Origin of the sequence: Enterobacteriaceae endosymbiont of Donacia crassipes (assembly GCF_012569785.1) — a bacterium.
GTDB lineage: Bacteria > Pseudomonadota > Gammaproteobacteria > Enterobacterales > Enterobacteriaceae.
In genome coordinates this window covers 419,613-438,997 of the sequence record NZ_CP046202.1, presented here as the reverse complement: position 1 = coordinate 438,997, position 19,385 = coordinate 419,613, and the positions used below count along the sequence as shown (strand labels likewise).

15 protein-coding genes are annotated in these 19,385 nt (G+C 17.6%); 6 read left to right on the top strand and 9 right to left on the bottom strand.

Annotated elements, in window-relative coordinates:
• The first annotated feature begins 5 nt into the window (after positions 1-5).
• The gene (gene mnmE, locus GJT95_RS02115; protein WP_169786118.1) at positions 6-1,373 is read left to right on the top strand and encodes a tRNA uridine-5-carboxymethylaminomethyl(34) synthesis GTPase MnmE; all 1,368 of its coding nucleotides are present in this window, start codon (positions 6-8) and stop codon (positions 1,371-1,373) included.
• Positions 1,374-1,378: 5 nt separating this feature from the next.
• A complete protein-coding gene (gene mutM / locus GJT95_RS02110; protein WP_169786117.1) occupies positions 1,379-2,200 on the top strand; it encodes a bifunctional DNA-formamidopyrimidine glycosylase/DNA-(apurinic or apyrimidinic site) lyase in 822 nt (273 codons plus the stop codon).
• 16 nt (positions 2,201-2,216) lie between these two features.
• On the opposite strand, the gene potC is transcribed toward mutM, so the two are convergent.
• From potC to argS, 5 genes are all read right to left on the bottom strand, one after another.
• Positions 2,217-3,017, bottom strand: coding sequence for a spermidine/putrescine ABC transporter permease PotC (gene potC / locus GJT95_RS02105; protein ID WP_169786116.1), 801 nt, complete (start codon positions 3,015-3,017; stop codon positions 2,217-2,219).
• Entirely contained in the window at positions 3,010-3,873 is an 864-nt protein-coding gene (potB, locus tag GJT95_RS02100) for a spermidine/putrescine ABC transporter permease PotB (protein WP_425482522.1), read from the bottom strand. The genes potC and potB overlap by 8 nt, the downstream gene beginning before the upstream one ends.
• Positions 3,851-4,978, bottom strand: coding sequence for a spermidine/putrescine ABC transporter ATP-binding protein PotA (potA, locus tag GJT95_RS02095; protein ID WP_169786114.1), 1,128 nt, complete (start codon positions 4,976-4,978; stop codon positions 3,851-3,853). The genes potB and potA overlap by 23 nt, the downstream gene beginning before the upstream one ends.
• A gap of 115 nt (positions 4,979-5,093) precedes the next feature.
• Positions 5,094-6,191, bottom strand: coding sequence for a tRNA 2-thiouridine(34) synthase MnmA (mnmA, locus tag GJT95_RS02090; protein ID WP_169786113.1), 1,098 nt, complete (start codon positions 6,189-6,191; stop codon positions 5,094-5,096).
• A gap of 81 nt (positions 6,192-6,272) precedes the next feature.
• Entirely contained in the window at positions 6,273-8,003 is a 1,731-nt protein-coding gene (argS, locus tag GJT95_RS02085) for an arginine--tRNA ligase (protein ID WP_169786112.1), read from the bottom strand.
• 406 nt (positions 8,004-8,409) lie between these two features.
• On the opposite strand from argS, the gene aspS reads away from it, so the two are divergent.
• Entirely contained in the window at positions 8,410-10,158 is a 1,749-nt protein-coding gene (gene aspS / locus GJT95_RS02080; protein WP_246225720.1) for an aspartate--tRNA ligase, read from the top strand.
• Between the two features lie 18 nt (positions 10,159-10,176).
• Positions 10,177-10,896 (top strand): YebC/PmpR family DNA-binding transcriptional regulator, encoded by a 720-nt coding sequence (locus GJT95_RS02075; RefSeq protein WP_169786111.1) that lies wholly within the window; start codon positions 10,177-10,179, stop codon positions 10,894-10,896.
• A gap of 278 nt (positions 10,897-11,174) precedes the next feature.
• On the opposite strand, the gene crr is transcribed toward GJT95_RS02075, so the two are convergent.
• The 3 genes from crr to GJT95_RS02060 all read right to left on the bottom strand — a co-directional run bounded on the left by crr (position 11,175) and on the right by GJT95_RS02060 (position 13,783).
• On the bottom strand, positions 11,175-11,681 hold the full coding sequence (crr, locus tag GJT95_RS02070) for a PTS glucose transporter subunit IIA (protein ID WP_169786110.1): 507 nt from the start codon (positions 11,679-11,681) through the stop codon (positions 11,175-11,177).
• A 3-nt stretch (positions 11,682-11,684) separates the two neighbouring features.
• Complete coding sequence (gene ptsI / locus GJT95_RS02065) at positions 11,685-13,418, bottom strand: phosphoenolpyruvate-protein phosphotransferase PtsI (protein WP_169786109.1); 1,734 nt, start codon at positions 13,416-13,418, stop codon at positions 11,685-11,687.
• Positions 13,419-13,528: 110 nt separating this feature from the next.
• On the bottom strand, positions 13,529-13,783 hold the full coding sequence (locus GJT95_RS02060; RefSeq protein WP_169786108.1) for an HPr family phosphocarrier protein: 255 nt from the start codon (positions 13,781-13,783) through the stop codon (positions 13,529-13,531).
• A gap of 269 nt (positions 13,784-14,052) precedes the next feature.
• Between GJT95_RS02060 and lysA the strand changes: the two genes are divergently transcribed.
• Positions 14,053-15,324 (top strand): diaminopimelate decarboxylase, encoded by a 1,272-nt coding sequence (gene lysA, locus GJT95_RS02055; RefSeq protein WP_169786107.1) that lies wholly within the window; start codon positions 14,053-14,055, stop codon positions 15,322-15,324.
• Positions 15,325-15,335: 11 nt separating this feature from the next.
• Here lysA and GJT95_RS02050 read toward each other — a convergent pair whose 3' ends face one another.
• Positions 15,336-16,007: a MutH/Sau3AI family endonuclease gene (locus GJT95_RS02050; RefSeq protein ID WP_169786106.1), complete on the bottom strand. Its 672-nt coding sequence runs from the start codon at positions 16,005-16,007 to the stop codon at positions 15,336-15,338.
• A gap of 234 nt (positions 16,008-16,241) precedes the next feature.
• Here GJT95_RS02050 and GJT95_RS02045 point away from each other — a divergent pair, with 234 nt between their 5' ends.
• On the top strand, positions 16,242-19,382 hold the full coding sequence (locus GJT95_RS02045; protein WP_169786105.1) for an exodeoxyribonuclease V subunit gamma: 3,141 nt from the start codon (positions 16,242-16,244) through the stop codon (positions 19,380-19,382).
• Positions 19,383-19,385 lie beyond the last annotated feature (3 nt).

The window sequence follows — 19,385 nt, the reverse complement described above, 5'->3', positions numbered from 1 at the left end:
AATTTATGGAAAAACAATATTATACAATAATCGCAAGAGCTACTCCTTTAGGACAAGGTAGTATAGGGGTTATTAGAATATCTGGTAATAAAGTTATTAATGTAATTAAACATACATTAAAATTGAAATATATAAAACCAAGATATGCATATTATTTACCATTTTTTTATAAAAATAAAATTATAGATAAAGGTATTGTATTATGGTTTCCTAAACCTGATTCTTTTACTGGAGAAGATATTTTAGAATTACAATGTCATGGTAATGCAATATTAATTGATTTATTAATCAATGATATAATAACACATATTAATGGTGTGAGGATTGCATATCCAGGAGAATTTTCTAAAAGAGCTTTTTTAAATAAAAAAATAGATTTGACTCAAGCTGAAGCAATTGCTGATATTATTTCTGCTAATTCTAAACAAGCTATTTTTTCTGCAATGAATTTAATGAATGGTAAATTTTCATTATTATTAAAAAATTTTAAAGATTTAATTATTGATATGAGAATAAAAATAGAATCTTTTTTAGAATTTAATCATGAAAATAATTTTTCTATTTTTTGTAAAAAAATTTTAATAAAAATAAAAAAATCATTAAAATTTTTAATAAAAATTATACAATATGTAAAAAATGGAATAAAAATTAAAGAAGGAATTAAAATAGTGTTAATTGGACCTCCTAATTCTGGAAAATCTAGTTTAATGAATTTGATTACTAATAAAAATGTTTCTATAGTAACTGATATTCCTGGTACTACTAGAGATATTTTACATGAAAAAATTTATGTTAATTCAGTACCAATAGAGATTATTGATACAGCAGGCATTAGAAATACTACAAATAAAATTGAAGTTATAGGTATAGAAAAAACATTTCAAGAGATAAAAAATGCAAATTATATATTTTTAGTAGTAGAAGATCAAATATCAGAAAATATTTTATCTCAAATAATTAAAAAATATTTAAAAAATTTTTTAAAAAAAATTCCTATTATTATTATACGTAATAAAATTGATATTACAAATAGTAATTCAGAAATCATTCATCAAAATTATTATGTAATTATAAAATTATCTGTAAAAAATAAAAAAGGAATATCTATTTTAGCAAATTTTATAAATAAAAATATTGTGAATACTAATAGTAATGAAGATCAATTTACCGCTAGAGCAAGATATATAGATTCTTTAAATTCTATTAATAAATTATTAATTAAAGGACAAAAAAACTTTTTAAAAACTTATTCATTAGAATTAATAGCTGAAGATTTAAGATTAATACAAAAAGATTTAGATTTAATTACCGGAGAATTTACTTCTAAAGATTTATTAGATAATATTTTTTCACAATTTTGTGTTGGTAAATAATTATTATGCCTGAATTACCTGAAGTAGAAGTTATTAAAAATATGATACAACCTTTGTTAAAAGGTAAAATAATTAATTATTCTATTATTAGAGTTAAAAAATTAAAATATATTATTCCTAATGAAATTATTGAAATAAATAATCAAAAAATTTTAAATATTAAAAGAAGAGGAAGATATATTTTATTAATTTTAATAAATAATACAATTATTATTCATTTAGGTATGACAGGAAAGTTATTTTTACTAAATAATATAAAAAATTCTTTTCAATATCATAAACATGATCATATTGATTTAATTATTGATAATAATTTAATTTTAAGATATACAGATATAAGAAAATTTGGATTTTGGTTGTGGGAAAAAAAAAATTATAAAACAAATATTTTTTTAAAAAAATTAGGTTTTGAACCATTAACTAATGAATTTAATAATTTATATTTATATAATATTAGTAAAAAAAAAAATCTTCCTATTAAAATATTAATAATGGATAATAAAATTGTAACAGGAATAGGTAATATATATGCAAATGAATCATTATTTATATCAAATATATTACCTACACGCAACTCTAGTACTTTAAGTTTTAAAGAAATTACATTTTTAGTAAAAAATATTAAATATATTTTAAGTCAATCTATAAAATATGGGGGTTCTACCATTATTGATTATAGATTACCTGATAATAATATTGGTACTTATTCTAAGTATTTATATGTTTATGGAAAAAAAAATAAATTATGTAAGATATGTTATACAAAAATTATTAAAATAAATCAAAGAAATAGAAGTACTTTTTTTTGTTATAAATGCCAAAAATAATGTACATATTAAATAATTAATCTAATAAAGAATTTATTTCATTAAATATTTTATATTTACCTAAAATAATTTTACTTATAATTACTAAGAATAAAGATACTACTATTAGTATAGTAGCTAAAACATTAATTTCAGGAGTAATACCTATTTTTGCCATTGAATAGATTTTTAATGGTAAAATTTCATATTCTGGTCCAGTTACAAATGTTGATATTGTTATATCATCCATAGATAAAACAAAACTTATTAACCAACTAGAGATAATAACAGGAAAAATTATAGGTAATATTATTTTTGTTAAAATAATAATTTCATTAGCACCTAAATCTTTTGCAGCTTCTATTATACGATTATCAAAATTTTGTAATCTAGAATAGATATTAATAACTACATATGGAAAACAAAAAGTAATATGAGCAAATAATAAAGACCAAAATCCTAAAGGAAAATCTAATAAAATAAATAATAATAACAAAGAAATTCCCATCACAATATCAGGAGAAATAATTACTATAAATAATAAAGTATTTATTAATGATTTGATATATACATTATAATAATGTAAAGATAGAGCTGTTAATAAACCAATTAAAGTTGTAAAAGTTGCTGTAATAATACTAATACATAAAGAATGATATGTAACTTCTAATAAAGAATTATTATTTATAGTTAATAAATACCATTTAGTACTAAATCCTTCCCATATAATTCCAAAGCGTGATGAATTAAAAGAATTTATAATTAGTAATATAATAGGTATATAAAACCATAAATAAATTACATTTATAAAAATTATTCTACATATATATTTAAACATTTTTTTTAAATTCCTTTTTACTTAAAAAATTTATAATTTTAAAATATAATATTAAAAAAATACCAGTAAATAATGTTATTATATTACTTGTTGCTGCTCCTAAAGGCCAATCTCTAATATATAAAAATTGATTTTTAATTATATTTCCAATTAATAAATTTTTAGAACCACCCATTAAATCAGAAATATAAAACATCCCCATGCTAGGTAAAAAAACTAATAAACAACCTGCAATAATTCCTGAAGTAGTTAAAGGAATAACTATATAAAAAAAAATTTTCCATGATTTAGCACCTAAATCTTTTGCTGCTTCTATATAAAATTTATCTAATTTTTCAAAACTAGAATATATTGGCACTATCATAAACGGTAATAAAATATATACTAATCCTAAAATAATAGCACTAGGAGTATAAATAATATGAATAGGATAATGAATAATTTTTAAATATAGTAAAATATTATTTAACCATCCATTAATTCCTAAAAAAATTTTTAAACAATATATTCTAATTAAAGAATTTACCCAAAAAGGTAAGAATAGAAAAAATAACATTAAAGATTTTTTTTTTGCAGATATTTTAGTTAAACACCATGCAAATGGATAACCTATTAAAAAACATATTACTGTTGTAATTAATGAAATAAATAAAGTATTTATAAATACTTTAATATATAAATCATTAAATAACTTTAAATAATTATTTAATGAAAAGTAAAGTATTATTGAATCATAATTATCTTTTTTTAAAAAACTAATAATAATTAGTATTATACTAGGTAAAAAAATAAATAATAATAACCAACTAATAATTAAAAAAATTATAATTTTTTTAATATGTTTTATAATTTTGATCATAAGGCAATACAATCTCCCATGTTTCAATCCAATTAATTAACATTTTTTGATTGAGTGGATGATCAACATAAGGATCATTTTCATTAAAAAATTCACTTACAGTAATAATTTTACCATTATTAAGTTTTAATATAGATTCTAAAGTCATACCTTTATAATTTTTTTCTTGTATATAACCTATTAAACCTGTATTTACATTAGTATTTTGGTTAATTTTTTTTATTTTTAAGTCTTCTGGTCTTAATAAGACATGTATTTTTTCTCCTGGAAAAATATTAAACGGTACTTTTATAGTACAAATAAAATTTTCTAAATTAGCTTTAAATTTATTATTATTAATTTTTTCTAAAATAGAAGCATTAAATATATTAATATCTCCTATAAATTTTGCAACAAATAAATTTTTAGGTTCTTCATATATTTCTCTAGGAGTACCATCTTGTTCTATTTTACCATTACGTAATAAAATAATTCTATCTGATATACTTAAAGCTTCTTCCTGATTATGTGTTACTAAAATAAAAGTAATACCTAATCTTCTTTGTAATGCTTTTAATTCATTTTGCATTTTTTTTCGTAATCTATAATCTAAAGCTGATAATGATTCATCAAGCAATAATAATTTTGGTTGATTTATTACTGCTCTTGCTATAGCTACTCTTTGTTGTTGTCCTCCAGACAATTCATGTGGTTTGCTATTCATAAAATTTTTTAATTGTACTATATCTAAAATTTTTTTTACTTTAGTAATTATTTCTTGATAGTTTTTTTTTTGCATTCTTAATCCAAAAGCTATATTATCAAATACAGACATATGAGGAAATAATGCATAACTTTGAAAAACAGTATTAATTTGTCTTTTTTCAGCTGGATATTTTGTTATTTCTGTATTATTTAAAATAATTGTACCACTATCTACTTTCTCTAAACCAGCTATTAAACGAATAATAGTTGTTTTACCACAACCTGAAGGACCTAATAAAGTAATAAATTCTCCATCATTTATACTTAAATTTAAATTAGAAATAATTTTTTTACCATAAAAAGATTTATTAACATTTATAAGATTAATTAATATTTTTTTAAAAATTTTTTTTTTCATAATAATACTCTAAAAAATATTATTTTTTATTTAACTTTAAAAAAGTTAAAATAATAACTTTAAATATTAAATTTTATTTTTCAATAAAAATTATTTTAAATATTTTTTTATAATTTTAAATTAATGGTATTCCTTTTTCAATAATTCCACCTCCTAAACAAATTTTATGATAGTAAAATACAGCTGATTGTCCTTGTGTAATACTAGAAATAGGAGTATAAAAATATACTTTAATTTTATTTTTATTTAAAGAAATAATTTTACAATTAATATCTTTTTGACGATATCTAGTTTTAATCATATATGTTTTTTCTATTATTTTAGAAACATTAGTAATCCAAGTAATTTTTTTTATTATTAATCCAATAAAATACAAATGTAAATTTTCTTTATTTTGTATAACAATTAAAATATTATTTTTAATATCTTTTTTATATACATACCATGGTTCATTTCCATAAAATATTGATCCACCTAATCCGATTCGTTTTCTTTGTCCTATGGTATAATGAATTAAACCTTTATGTTTTCCTATGATTTTGCCATTTATATCTGTTATATTACCTTCTTTAGAAGTTAAATATTTATTTAAAAAATTAGGAAAATTTTTTTTACCTATAAAACAAATTCCCATCGAATCTTTTTTAAATGCATTAACAAATTTAAATTTTTTTGCAAAATATCTTACTTCTTTTTTTTTTAAACCGCCTATAGGAAATAAAATTTTTTTTAATTGTTTTTCTTTTATTGTATATAAAAAATAACTTTGATCTTTATCATCATCTAAACCTTTTAGTAAAAAAATATGATTTTTAATTTTTTTACAACGGACATAATGTCCTGTACTGATAAAATCAGCTTTTAAATTTTTTATAGCAAAATTCATAAAATATTTAAATTTAATAATTTTATTACATAAAATATCTGGATTTGGTGTATTACCTTTTTGATATTCATCAAGAAAATTTTTAAAAACATAATTCCAATATTCAAATGAAAAATTAATTTTATGTAAAGGAATATTTAATTTTTTACATATAATTTCTGCATGATATAGATCTGTTTTACTATTACAAGTATTATTTATATCATCTTCTTCCCAATTTTTCATAAATAATCCTTCTACTTGATAATTTTGTTTTTTTAATAACCAAGCAGAAAAAGAAGAATCTATTCCTCCAGACATAGCAATTATAACTTTTTTTTTTAACATATTTTATGTAAAATAATACTTTTATATAAAATATATAATAATATTTTTTGTAAAAAAAAAATATATTTATTAATAATATTTTTATATTTTTTTTATAACATCTATACCTAGAAGGTATAATCCTTGTTTTAAAAACAAGGATGTTAAAAAAACAATTTTTAATCTACTAATTTTTAGTTTAATATCTTTTATATTTAAAATATTACAATTTTCATAAAAAGAAGAAAATAACACTGTAATTTTATATAACCAATTACATAATAAGTGAGGAATTCCCTTATTAACAATTTTAAAAATAATTTCTTCAAAATCTAAAAATGATATAGCAAGATCAAATTCATAACTAGATATAAAACTAATTTCTAAATTCAAAAAATTATTTAAATTAATATTAGCTTTTTTTAATAAAGATATAGCTCTTACATAAGCATATTGAATATATAAAGAAGTATTCCCATTCAATGATAACATTTTTTCCCAACTAAAAATATAATTATTAATTCTATTTTTAGATAGATCAGCATATTTAATAGCACCTATTCCAATTTTTTTAGATAAATCTTCTAATATTTTTGTTTTAATTAAAGGATTTTTTTTTAAAATTATATTTTTAGCTCTAATGATAGATTCATCAATTAAATAATTTAATTTAATATTTGTTCCTTCTCTTGTTTTAAAAGGCTTATTATTTTTATTTAAAATCATACCAAACATATGATGTTCTAATTGTAAATTATTAGGTACATATTTCGCATTTCTAACTATTTGGAAAATTTGATTAAGATATTGATTTTGACGTGAATCTACATAATAGATAATTCTATCTGCTTTAAAAATATCATAACGATATTTAATACATGCAATATCTATTGTAGCATAAAGATAGGCACCATCTTGTTTTTGAATAATTATTGCCATTAATTTTCCTTTTTTATTTTGTATTCCTTTAATAGGAATCATAATTGTTCCATTATTATTAACAGCAATTCCTTTTTTTTTTAAATCTTTAATAATATTAGGAATCATATCATGATATTTACTTTCACCCATAGTATCACGATGAGTAAGTTTAATATTTAATTTATTATATAATTGATAATTATAATTCATAGTAATATTAACTATTTTTTTCCATATTTTTAAACAAGAACTATCTTTTTGTTGTAATTTTACTACATAATATTTAGCTAATTTGGTAAAATTAATATCTTTAACATATTTTTTTTGTGCTTGTTTATATAATTTTTCTATATCAGAAAGTAAAAAATCAATTTTTTTATTTTTTAATTTTAAAAAAGCAATAAGCATTCCAAATTGAGTACCCCAATCACCAATATGATTTGATTTAATCACATTATGTCCAACAAAAGATAAAATACGTACCATTGAATCTCCTATAATTGTAGATCTTAGATGTCCTACATGCATTTCTTTTGCTATATTAGGACTAGAATAATCAACAACTATATTTTTAAATATAATATTTTCTGTTAATCCTAATTTTTTAGAAATCATTAATAAATTAATTTGATTAGATAACCATTTTTTTTTAAGAAAAAAATTAATATATCCTGTTTGCGATATTGTAATTTTAGATAAAATATTATTTAATTTTAAATTTTTTACTACTTTTTTAGCAAGATCATTAGGATTCATTTTTAAATGAATAGCAGCAGAAATAATACCATTTATTTGGTAATTCCCAAATATTTTTTTTTTACATGGACGTAAAATAACATTATATTTAGATGGTATGCCTGATTGAATCATTGATTTATGAATTTTTATTGAAAGAAATTTTTTTATGTTCATTTATTTTCTTTTTTTTTATATGAATAATTATAAATTTTAAATAAAAAATGTTTTAATATATTTATGTATATATAAAATATATAATAATATTACAATTTAATATATTTAAAAAATTAATTGGTAATTAAGATTAGTTTATTTTTTATATATAAATTTTTTAAAAAATATTGTTATATATAATATATAAATTATTATTAATATTTTAAAATTAAAAAAATATCAAATATATTAATAATATAAAATATCATAATATTTAATAAAATTATTTTTATTCTAATAAAAAAACAATATTATATATTTTAAATATATAAAATTTTTATTTATATAAATTATTATTTTAAATGAAATAAATTTCATATTAAAATAATTAATTATTTAATGAAATTTTTTATAAAAGGTTTTATAGATGATAAAAAAAATTTTTTGTGGTGAAATTAATAAAAATTTTCTTAATAAAGAAATAATTCTTTATGGATGGGTCCAAAATTATAGAAATTTAGGAAAATTAATTTTTATTAATTTAAAAGATAGAGAAGGTATAATTCAAGCAGTTTTTAAACCTGAATATAAAATAGCTTATAATATAGCAAATACATTACGTAATAATTTTTGTGTAAAAATTAAAGGAAAAATAGTAAAAAGAGCAAAAAATAATAACAATATAAAATTATCAACAGGAGAAATTGAGATTATTGTATTTGATATTTTTATTTTAAATAAATCTAAATCCTTACCTATAGATATTAATATGCATAATACAGAAGAAATTAGATTAAAATATAGGTATTTAGATCTAAGACAATTTAAAATGATTAAAAATTTAAAATTAAGATCAAATATAATGTTTTATATTAGAAATTTTTTAGAAAAAAATAAATTTTTAAATATTGAAACTCCTATATTAACAAATTCTACATTAGAAGGATCAAGAGATTATTTAGTACCTAGTAGAATTACTAAACATCATTTTTATGCTTTACCACAATCTCCTCAAATTTTTAAACAATTATTAATGATTTCTGGATTAGATCGTTATTATCAAATTGCTAAATGTTTTCGTGATGAAGATTTACGTTCAGATCGACAACCAGAATTTACACAAATTGATATAGAAATGTCTTTTATAAAATCAAATATATTTAGATTATTTATAGAAAAAATGATATTTTATATATGGAAAAAAATAAAAAATGTATCTTTAAATAAATTTAAAGTTTTTACTTTTCAAGAATCAATGGAAATTTTTGGAACAGATAAACCTGATTTAAGAAATAAATTAAAACTTGTAAATCTAAGTAATTTTTTTATTAAAACAAATAAAAAAAGAATTGTTTCTATTAATATTAAAAATAAATATATATCTAATATAAAATTAAAAGATTTAAATAAATATATATTATATATTAATAAGTATGGTACAAATGACTTAAATGTTTTTAAAGTATATAAAAATAAATTAATTAATTTATTTAATAAAAAAAATACATATTTTTTAAATTTAAACCAGTATGAAACACAAAATATTATTATTAAAAATAATGCCTATGATAATGATATTATTTTTATTGGAACAGAATATTTATATGATAATATATCTTCAATGGGATATTTAAGAGAAAAATTAGGAAAAGATTTAAATTTAATTAAAGATAAAATCTATTATCCATTATGGATAATTGATTATCCATTATTTAAAAAAGATAAAATAGGTAACTTAGTTTCAATGAATCATCCTTTTACATCTCCAAAAGATTATTCTGTAAATAATTTATATAATCTCTTGGAACAAAATCCTCAACAGATAATATCTAATTCATATGATTTAGTTATTAATGGCTATGAAATCGGTAGTGGTTCTATGAGAATAAATAATTATAAAATACAAAAAAAAATATTTAATATTCTTAAAATAAGTCAAATTAATCAACAAAAAAATTTTGGTTTTTTTTTAGAAGCTTTAAAATTTGGTACTCCCCCTCATATAGGAATTGCTTTAGGATTAGATAGATTAGTAATGTTACTAGCTAATACGAATAATATCCGTGATGTTATAGCATTTCCTAAAACAACATCTGCAAATTGTTTATTAACTCATGCTCCTAACAAAATTGATAATTATTTACTTAAAGATTATGGATTATCATATATATTTTAATATATAAAGGAATATTTTATGTCTGGACATAGTAAATGGTCTAATACACGTTATCGTAAAAAATTTCAAGATAATAAAAAAGATAAAATTTTTTCTAAAATTATTAAAGAATTAAACTCAGCTATTCAAACAGGAAAAGGAATAAATCCACAATATAATTCAAAATTACGTTTAGTTATAGGAAAAGCATTAACTTATAATATGAGTCGTATTACAATTAATAATATTTTGAAAAAAAATATAAATAAAGAAAATAAAAACCAATTAAAAGAAATTTATTATGAAGGTTATGGCCCTGAAAATATTGCATTATTAATAAAATGTTTAACAAATAATAATAATAGAACCGTATCTTTTATACGTAAAATTTTAAAGAAAATTGGAGGTAATTTAAAACAAAAAGGTGCAGTAGATTATATGTTTAATAAGCAAATCTTTATTACATATTTATATAAAAATAATGCAGATTATGTTATGGATATAGCAGAAAAGTTAAAAGCAAATGATATTATTTTAAATAAAAAAAATATTCAAATAATTTTTACAAAAAAAAAATATAAATTTCTTACAAAAGAAATAAAAAAATTTAAAATAAAACCAACTAAAATTGAATTAAAAATAGAACCATTTATAAAAAAAAAAATTAATATTTTCACAAAAGACAAATTAATTTATTTAGAATCTGTATGTAAAAAAAATAAAGATATTAAAAATTTTTATCATAATGCAGAATTTTAATATATTATTAATTATAATAATTTTATTTTTATTACAAAATAATAAATAATATTATATAAATATAATAAAATTATATTTGTATAATAAATATTAAAAATTTTTTTAATAATTTTAAATTTTTAAAAATAAATTATTTAAAATAATTAGATTAATATCATATAATAAATTATATATTAATATATAAATATTTTTTATATATAAATATTATAAAGTAGTGTTATTAGACATTTTTTAATAATTATTTTTTATTATTAAAAAATGTTTTCTATAAAAAATTTTTATTTATATATTTCTAATATAGGATCTATACCAGCAATAACATTTCCTGTATATTTTTTAATTTTATTAATTTTTTCAATATTAGAAATTACAATTGGTGTATATATAGATTTAGCCATTTTTTTTAAGAATTCTAAGTCTAGTTCGATAATTATTTCACCTTTTTTTACAATATTAGTTTTATTTAAATCAAATTTTCTTATGAATCCTTGACCTTTTAAATTTATCGTATCAATTCCAAAATGAATAAACAATTCAATGTTATTATTAGTTTTTATTGAAAAAGCATGATTAGTATCAAAAATTTTACCTATTATTCCATCAACAGGAGATACTATAATATTTCCGATTGGATCAATAGCAATACCATCTCCTACTATTTTATCTGAAAAAACCATGTCAGGAACTTTTTCTATATTAATAATTTTTCCTGAAATAGGAGCAAAAATTTTAGTAATCTCAATCTTTTTAGATTTTTTATTGAAAAAATTAGAAAAAATGTTCATATTTTACCTTTTTAAAAAATAATTTTTTTTATTAAATTCTAGTAATAAAGTTTGAATCTTTCTAATTGTAGGTTGTAATAAAATGTTATTGGCTAATTCTTTAGCTTTAGTTATTTTAATATTACGAATAATATTTTTAATTTTTGGAATAGAAATAGCATTCATACTTAATTCATCTAATCCCATACCTAATAATACAGGAATAAAAAATTCATCACTTGCTAATTCACCACACATTCCTGTCCATTTGCCTTCTGTATGAGAAGCATCTATTACTTGTTTAATAAGACATAAGATTGCTGGATGAATAGGATTATATAAATGTGAAATTAAATCATTTCCTCGATCTACAGCTAATGTATATTGTGTTAAATCATTTGTACCTATACTAAAAAAATCAATTTCTTTTATTAAAAAATGAGCTATTATAGCTGATGCTGGAGTTTCTATCATTATACCTATAGAAATATTTTTATTAAAATCATATTTTTGTTCTTGCAATTGTTTTTTTAAAAATTTTAATTCATCTTTTAAAAGAAGAACTTCATCTATTGAAATAATCATAGGAAACATTATACATAATTTACCAAAAGAAGAAGCTCTTAAAATAGCTCTTAATTGTGTATGTAAAATATCTTTTCTATCAATACTTATTCTAATTGCTCTATAACCTAAAAATGGATTTTCTTCTTGAGGTAAATTCATATATGATATTTTTTTATCGCCACCTATATCCATAGTCCTGATAATAACAGATTTTTTATTCATATTTATTGCTAATGTTTTATAAACAAAAAATTGTTCTTCTTCTGAAGGGAAAGAGTCACGATTCATAAATAAAAATTCTGTTCTATATAATCCGATACCATCAGCACCATTATTTTTAATATTTTGTAATTCTTTTAATGATCCTATATTACCACAAATTTTAATTTGATAATTATCTTTAGTTTTAGCAGGTAAATTACTAATTTTTTTTAATTTTTCTTTTTCTATCATATATTTATTAAATAATAGTTTTTTTTCTTTTATTATTTTTTGAGAAGGATTAATAAAAATATTATTATTAATACTATCTAAAATAATATAATCATTTGTTTTAACTTTTTTTGTAATATTACCAGTACCAACAATTGCTGGTATTTCTAATGAACGTGCTATTATAGCTGTATGAGATGTTTTACTTCCTAAATCAGTAATAAATCCTAAAATTTTTTTTAAATTTAATTGTGCTGTTTCTGATGGTGTAAGATCTTTTGCAATTAAAATTACTTTTTCATTTATATTATTTAAATTAATAGTATTTAAATTTAAAATATTTTTTATTAAACGATCACCTATATCTTTAATATCACTAGCTCTTTCCTTTAGATATTGATCATGTAAATTTTGTAATATTTTAATTTGAGATTTTACAACGGAATCTACTGCTGCATCTGCTGATATAAAATGATTTTTTATTAATAAAATAACTTCTTTTGTCATTTCTTCATCTTGAAGCAAGAGAATGTGTCCATCAAGAATTGATTTTTTTTCAGAATTATTATTTTTAAGTAATTTTATTTTTATATATTCTAATTGTTCTATAGATTTTTTTTGACTATTTAAAAATTTATTAATTTCTATATCTATTTGATTATCAGTAATTTTTTTACGATTAATAATAATATTATCTATTTTTAATAAAAATGCTTTACCAAATGAAATGCCAGGAGAAGCTAAAATTCCTGAAATCATATTTTTTACCTCTAATGTATTAAAATTACATATTGAATATCATTCAAATAATTTTATAAAATTAATGTAATATTTAAAATTAAATTATTTTATAAAATTTAATAATTTATTTATAAATTTTGAATAATATTAGATAAATGTTCAATAGCTTTTTTTTCATCTTTTCCAGAAGTTTTTAAAATAATTAAAGTTCCCTTAGTTAATCCTAAAGTTTGTATTTTAAATAAGCTTTTAGCATTTACTGTTCTACCATTAGATGTAATAGTAATGTCAGAGACAAAATTTTTGGCTTCTTTTACAAAAAGTGCTGCAGGACGAGTATGAAAACCATGAATATTATTAATAATAATTTCTTTTTGTAACATTATTTTTCCCTAAATTTTAATATATTTAAATAAATTTATATAATTTAAATAATACAATTTATTTTATTTATAATAAATTATAATAAATTATAATTATAAATTATATAAATAATTATGATATATTTTAAATATTTTATTTAATAAATAACATAGATCAACTATATTGGCTAGTAAATTAATTAATTAACATTTTAATAAAAATTTATTAAATAAATTTTATTCTATATAAAATATATATCATGTTTAAATATATTTATAAGGTCAATAAAATGAACATAAAAATTTTTGATAAAAAATTTAATAAAAATAATATTTCTATTCAAACTATTTTATTTCTGATAAAAAAATATAATACCCCATTTTGGTTATATTGTGCAGAAAATATAAAAAATAAAATTTTACAATTAAAAAAATTTGATATAATAAGATTTTCACAAAAATCTTGTTCTAATATAAATATTTTAAAATTAATGAGACATGAAGGAGTTAAAATAGATGCTATTTCATTAGGAGAAATAGAAAGAGCTTTAGTTGCTGGATATAATCCAAAAAATATAAATGATATTGTTTTTACATCAGATGTTTTTGAAAAATATACATTAAAACGTATTATTTCTTTGAATATCACTGTTAATATTGGATCAATAGATATGTTACATCAATTAGGTAAATTATCTAAAAATCATAATATATGGTTAAGAATTAACCCAGGTTTTGGACATGGTCATAATAAAAAAACAAATACAGGAGGAGAAAATAGTAAACATGGCATTTGGTATCAAGATTTAAAAAAATCTATTTTTTTAATAAAAAAATATAATTTAAATTTAATAGGTTTACATATGCATATAGGTTCAGGAGTAAATTATGAACATTTACAAAAAGTATGTGATTCAATGTTATATAATGTACTACGATCATATATGCCAACAATTAATATTATTTCTGCAGGGGGAGGTTTGCCAATACCTTATAAAAAAACTGATATTATAGTTGATACTAATCATTATTTTAATTTATGGGATAAAACAAGAAATATTCTTAATAATTTTTTTAAAAAAAATATAAAAATAGAAATTGAGCCAGGAAGGTTTTTAGTAGCTGAATCAGGTATATTAATTTGTCAAGTATGTGCTATAAAAATTATTAAAAATAAAAGATTTGTTTTAGTTAATGTTGGTTTTAATGATTTAATTAGACCTGTAATGTATGGTAGTTATCATTATATATCTGCAATTTCATTTAAAGGAAGAGATATGTCTGATGATCATAAAATTGCAACTATTGTTGCAGGTCCTTTATGTGAATCAGGAGATATATTTACTCAATTAGAAAGTGGAGAAATTAATTTTTTTATGTTACCACAAGTAAATATTAATGATTATTTAATTTTTCATGATACTGGAGCATATGGTGCATCAATGTCTTCTAATTATAATAGCAGACCTTTAATTCCAGAAATTTTAATTGAAAATAATATTCCTAAATTAATAAGAAGACGCCAAAAAATAGAAGAATTAATTAATTTAGAATTATGTTAAAATAATTTTATTTAAATTTTAAGTAAAGAACTTAAATATTTTTTTTTAAAATAAAAAGCTTTAGGAGAAATATATAAAAATTTTCCATTTTGATCAATTGTTTTAGTTAATTGTTTTTTATTACTTTTATTTTTAACTATTAACATATAACCATTATAATAATTAATGTTTTTTAATTGTCCCATAATTAATAATTTTATTAAATTATTCCAATCATTATTTAATTTTATTTTATCTTTAATAGAAGGTTCCCAAAAAAATGGATTACCTATTTTTTTTTTCAACATAGGAGTATTTATATTTTTAGTTATAATAGGTATCCATAAAATTTTAGATATTTTTTTATATAATTGATTTTTATAAAAAGATAAACTTTTTTTAATTAATAAAGGGAATGAACAAATAAAACAATCATTTAAGATTTTATTTTTTAAATTTACAGTAATTGTTTTAATTTCTATTCCAAGATATGGAATATCCTGATTTAATTTATTATTTTGTTTTTCCCCTGTTAAATAATATTCAATTAATTTTCCTATTATCCCCTTGTCTTTTATAGAGTTATAATTTATTGGATAATTTAACCATTTTATAATATCAATAATGTAATAACCAGTTATTAATTTTGCTCTTAAAAACAAAATATTTTCATTTGGTATAATTGTAGAAAAAATTTTTTTCATATATATAAAAATTTATTTATTAATTATAATATTATTTAATAATTTTAAAATTTAATTTTGATAACATAATTTATAAAAATTATAAAATTTTAAAAAATTTAAATATTAAATTATTAATTTACATATTTATTTATAGTTAAAATATAATAACTACTATACTAGTAATTAATATTTAAATATGTAATTATATTATATTTTAATATAAAATTTTAATTTTTTTATAAAAACATAAATATGTTTGCAATTTATTATTCAAATAATATTGATATTTTATTAAATTTAATAAAAATTCAAGTTAAAAAATATCCTTTAAAAAAGGTATTAGAACCGGAACTAATATTATACGAAAATTATGAAAATTTTTCTGAATTAATAAAAATTAAATTTTCAAATATATTAGGAATATATGGAAATATAAATTTTATTAATTTTGAAAAATTTATTTGGAATATATTTAAAACAATAATTCCTAACTTGGATAAAGGTGATTTTTTATATAAAGGAAATATTGTTTGGTTAATATTTTTATTAATTCCAGAATTAATATCTACGATAGAATTTAAAAATTTTAGAAAAAATTTTAAATTTAAAATTCAAGATACTAAATATTTATTTCAATTATCGGAACAAATATCTCATTTATATGATCATTATCAAAAATATAAACCAGAATTATTATTAATGTGGACAAAAAACAAAATTGAACCTTTATTGAAAAATAAACATCAAATATGGCAAGCAAAATTATGGAAAACATTATTAATTTATTATAAAAATATTTTACATAAAGAATTATGGCATTATGGTAAATTATATGATTTTTATCAAAAAAATAAAAAATCTAAACAATTTAGATATGATTTACTCCCACAAAGAATATTTATTTTAGATATACAAAGCATACCTTTAATATATTTAAAATTATTAAAAAAATTAGAAAAATATATGGAAATACATATTTTATTATGTACTCCTTCTAAACATTATTGGGATAATTTTATTTATAATCAAAATAATAAAAAAATTAATTTTAATAAATTATTATTTTTATGGGGAAATTATACTTTAAATAATATTAATAAATTAGTAGATTTACCATCTAGGTGTATTAAAACATTTATAAAATATAATAATATAAGTTTATTAAATCATATTAAAAATGATTTTTTATATATAAAAGAAAATAATATAAATTTAAAAAAGAAAATAAATTATTTGGATAAATCTATACAAATAAACATTTGTGAAGATTTTTATACAGAGATAACACTATTATACAATAATATAATATATACTTTAAAAAAAAATCAAAATTATTTTTTACATGATATAATTGTTATTTCCCCTAAATTAAAATTATATATTCCATTTATTAATTCTATTTTTAGAAATATTAATCTTCCTATTAATATATATTCTAATTTAGATAATATGAAAAATTTAGATATTTTAAATAAATTTTTATTTTTATTAGATTTATCTTATAAAGATTTAACTCCTCATGAAATTTTCTTTTTATTAGATAATAAATTTATATCTAAAAAATTTTCTTTAAGTAAAAAAGATATAAAATATTTATATTATTGGATAAAACATGTAGGTATTAAATATAATTTGAATATTAAAAATTTTAATAAAATTTCTTTACCCAAAGATCAATATACATGGAAATTAGGTTTATATCGTATATTTTTAGGTTTTACTTTAAATACAAATTTTGGTCAATGGAAAAATCTTATTCCATATAATATATCAATGGGATTATCTAAAGAATTATTAGGAAAATTTATTTATTTTTTATTAAAATTAGAAAAATGGAAAAAAAAATTAAAAAAAAATTTTTCTTTAGAAAAATGGAAAAAAAATTTATTAAATCTTTATTATGATTTTTTCCCAGAATCTAATTTAGTATCAAAAAATATATATTTTTTTTTAAAAAAAATTTTATTTTTCCTTAATCAAGGATTAAGTTTTAAATACAAAAAAAAAATTTCTATTAATATAATAAAAAAAAAAATTGATTATTTAATTAAAAAAAAATATAAAAATTTTTATTTTTGTATAAATAAAATAAATTTTTGTCCTTTTCATGTATTTCAAAATATGACTTTTAAAAAAGTTTTTATGATAGGTATGAATGATAAATATTTACCAAAAAAAATAAATCCTATAATTTTTGATTTAACTAATAAATTTTCTAATAAAAATGAAAAAAATTATTTAGACAAAGAAAAAAATATTTTATTAAAATTAATAATTTCTACAGAAAATAAATTATTTATTAGTTATACAAATAATAATTTAAATAATGATGATAATAATCTATCTACATTAATTAATGAATTAATATTATATATTTCAAAAAATTATTATTTAAAAAATAATTTTATTAAATATTTTTATAGAAATTATCAAAATAATTTTTTAATAAAAAAACAAAATATTTCATATTCTAACAATTCTCAAAAATTGAAAATAGTAAATATTACTAAATTATCAATTAATAATTTAATTAATTTTTGGAAACATCCTGTTAAAGGTTTTTTTAATCAAAGATTTAAAATATATTTAAAATATTTACATGATATAACAACACCTGATATAGAACTATTTAAAATCAATCCATTACAAGAATTTTTAATAAAAAAACAAATACTACATACACTTTTATCAAATAAAAATATTAATGATCTATATATTTATTATTTAAATAAAGGTATTTTACCTTATGGATATTATGGGAAAATATGGTGGGAAGAAAAAATTCATAAAATAAACCAAATATTAAATAAGCAATTTAAAAAATATCAATATGTAGAACAAATTAATAAAATTAATTTAAATATTTCTAATCTTATATTAGAAGGTAATATTAATTATTTTAGTTATCGAAATAATTATATTATATTAGAACCTAAAATAATAGATATTAAATCCATTATTAGTTTGTGGATCAATCATTTAATTTTATGTATTTATAATAATAAAAAATTTTTGTTATCTATTTATGGTATAGAAAATACAAAATTCAGTTTTCAATTTTTCGAAAAAAATCAAGCTTATTTTTTATTAGAAAAATATATTAATGGTTATTTACAAGGTATAAATAATCCTATTTTATTACCTATAAAAAGTTCTTGGATATGGATAAAAGATTGTTATGATAAAATTACAAAACATATTATTATGGATTCTTATGTGCAAAATAAATCAAAAAAAAAATTTTTTTACTATTGGAATAATAATAATATTATGAATGAATGTAATGATCCATATTTTCAAAAATTAAATTTTTATTTAAATAATAAAACTTGGTTAGATACTAAAAAATTAATAAAAAAATGGATGTTTGATTTACTTTACTATAGTATTTAATAA

Coding starts and splice junctions, on each gene's coding strand:
- mnmE (WP_169786118.1), top strand. CDS start 6: ATGGAAAAACAATATTATACAATAATCGCAAGAGCTACTCCTTTAGGA.
- lysA (WP_169786107.1), top strand. CDS start 14,053: ATGAACATAAAAATTTTTGATAAAAAATTTAATAAAAATAATATTTCT.
- aspS (WP_246225720.1), top strand. CDS start 8,410: ATGATAAAAAAAATTTTTTGTGGTGAAATTAATAAAAATTTTCTTAAT.
- GJT95_RS02060 (WP_169786108.1), bottom strand. CDS start 13,783: ATGTTACAAAAAGAAATTATTATTAATAATATTCATGGTTTTCATACT.
- GJT95_RS02050 (WP_169786106.1), bottom strand. CDS start 16,007: ATGAAAAAAATTTTTTCTACAATTATACCAAATGAAAATATTTTGTTT.
- mnmA (WP_169786113.1), bottom strand. CDS start 6,191: ATGTTAAAAAAAAAAGTTATAATTGCTATGTCTGGAGGAATAGATTCT.
- potA (WP_169786114.1), bottom strand. CDS start 4,978: ATGAAAAAAAAAATTTTTAAAAAAATATTAATTAATCTTATAAATGTT.
- ptsI (WP_169786109.1), bottom strand. CDS start 13,418: ATGATTTCAGGAATTTTAGCTTCTCCTGGCATTTCATTTGGTAAAGCA.
- GJT95_RS02045 (WP_169786105.1), top strand. CDS start 16,242: ATGTTTGCAATTTATTATTCAAATAATATTGATATTTTATTAAATTTA.
- mutM (WP_169786117.1), top strand. CDS start 1,379: ATGCCTGAATTACCTGAAGTAGAAGTTATTAAAAATATGATACAACCT.
- potC (WP_169786116.1), bottom strand. CDS start 3,017: ATGTTTAAATATATATGTAGAATAATTTTTATAAATGTAATTTATTTA.
- crr (WP_169786110.1), bottom strand. CDS start 11,681: ATGAACATTTTTTCTAATTTTTTCAATAAAAAATCTAAAAAGATTGAG.
- argS (WP_169786112.1), bottom strand. CDS start 8,003: ATGAACATAAAAAAATTTCTTTCAATAAAAATTCATAAATCAATGATT.
- GJT95_RS02075 (WP_169786111.1), top strand. CDS start 10,177: ATGTCTGGACATAGTAAATGGTCTAATACACGTTATCGTAAAAAATTT.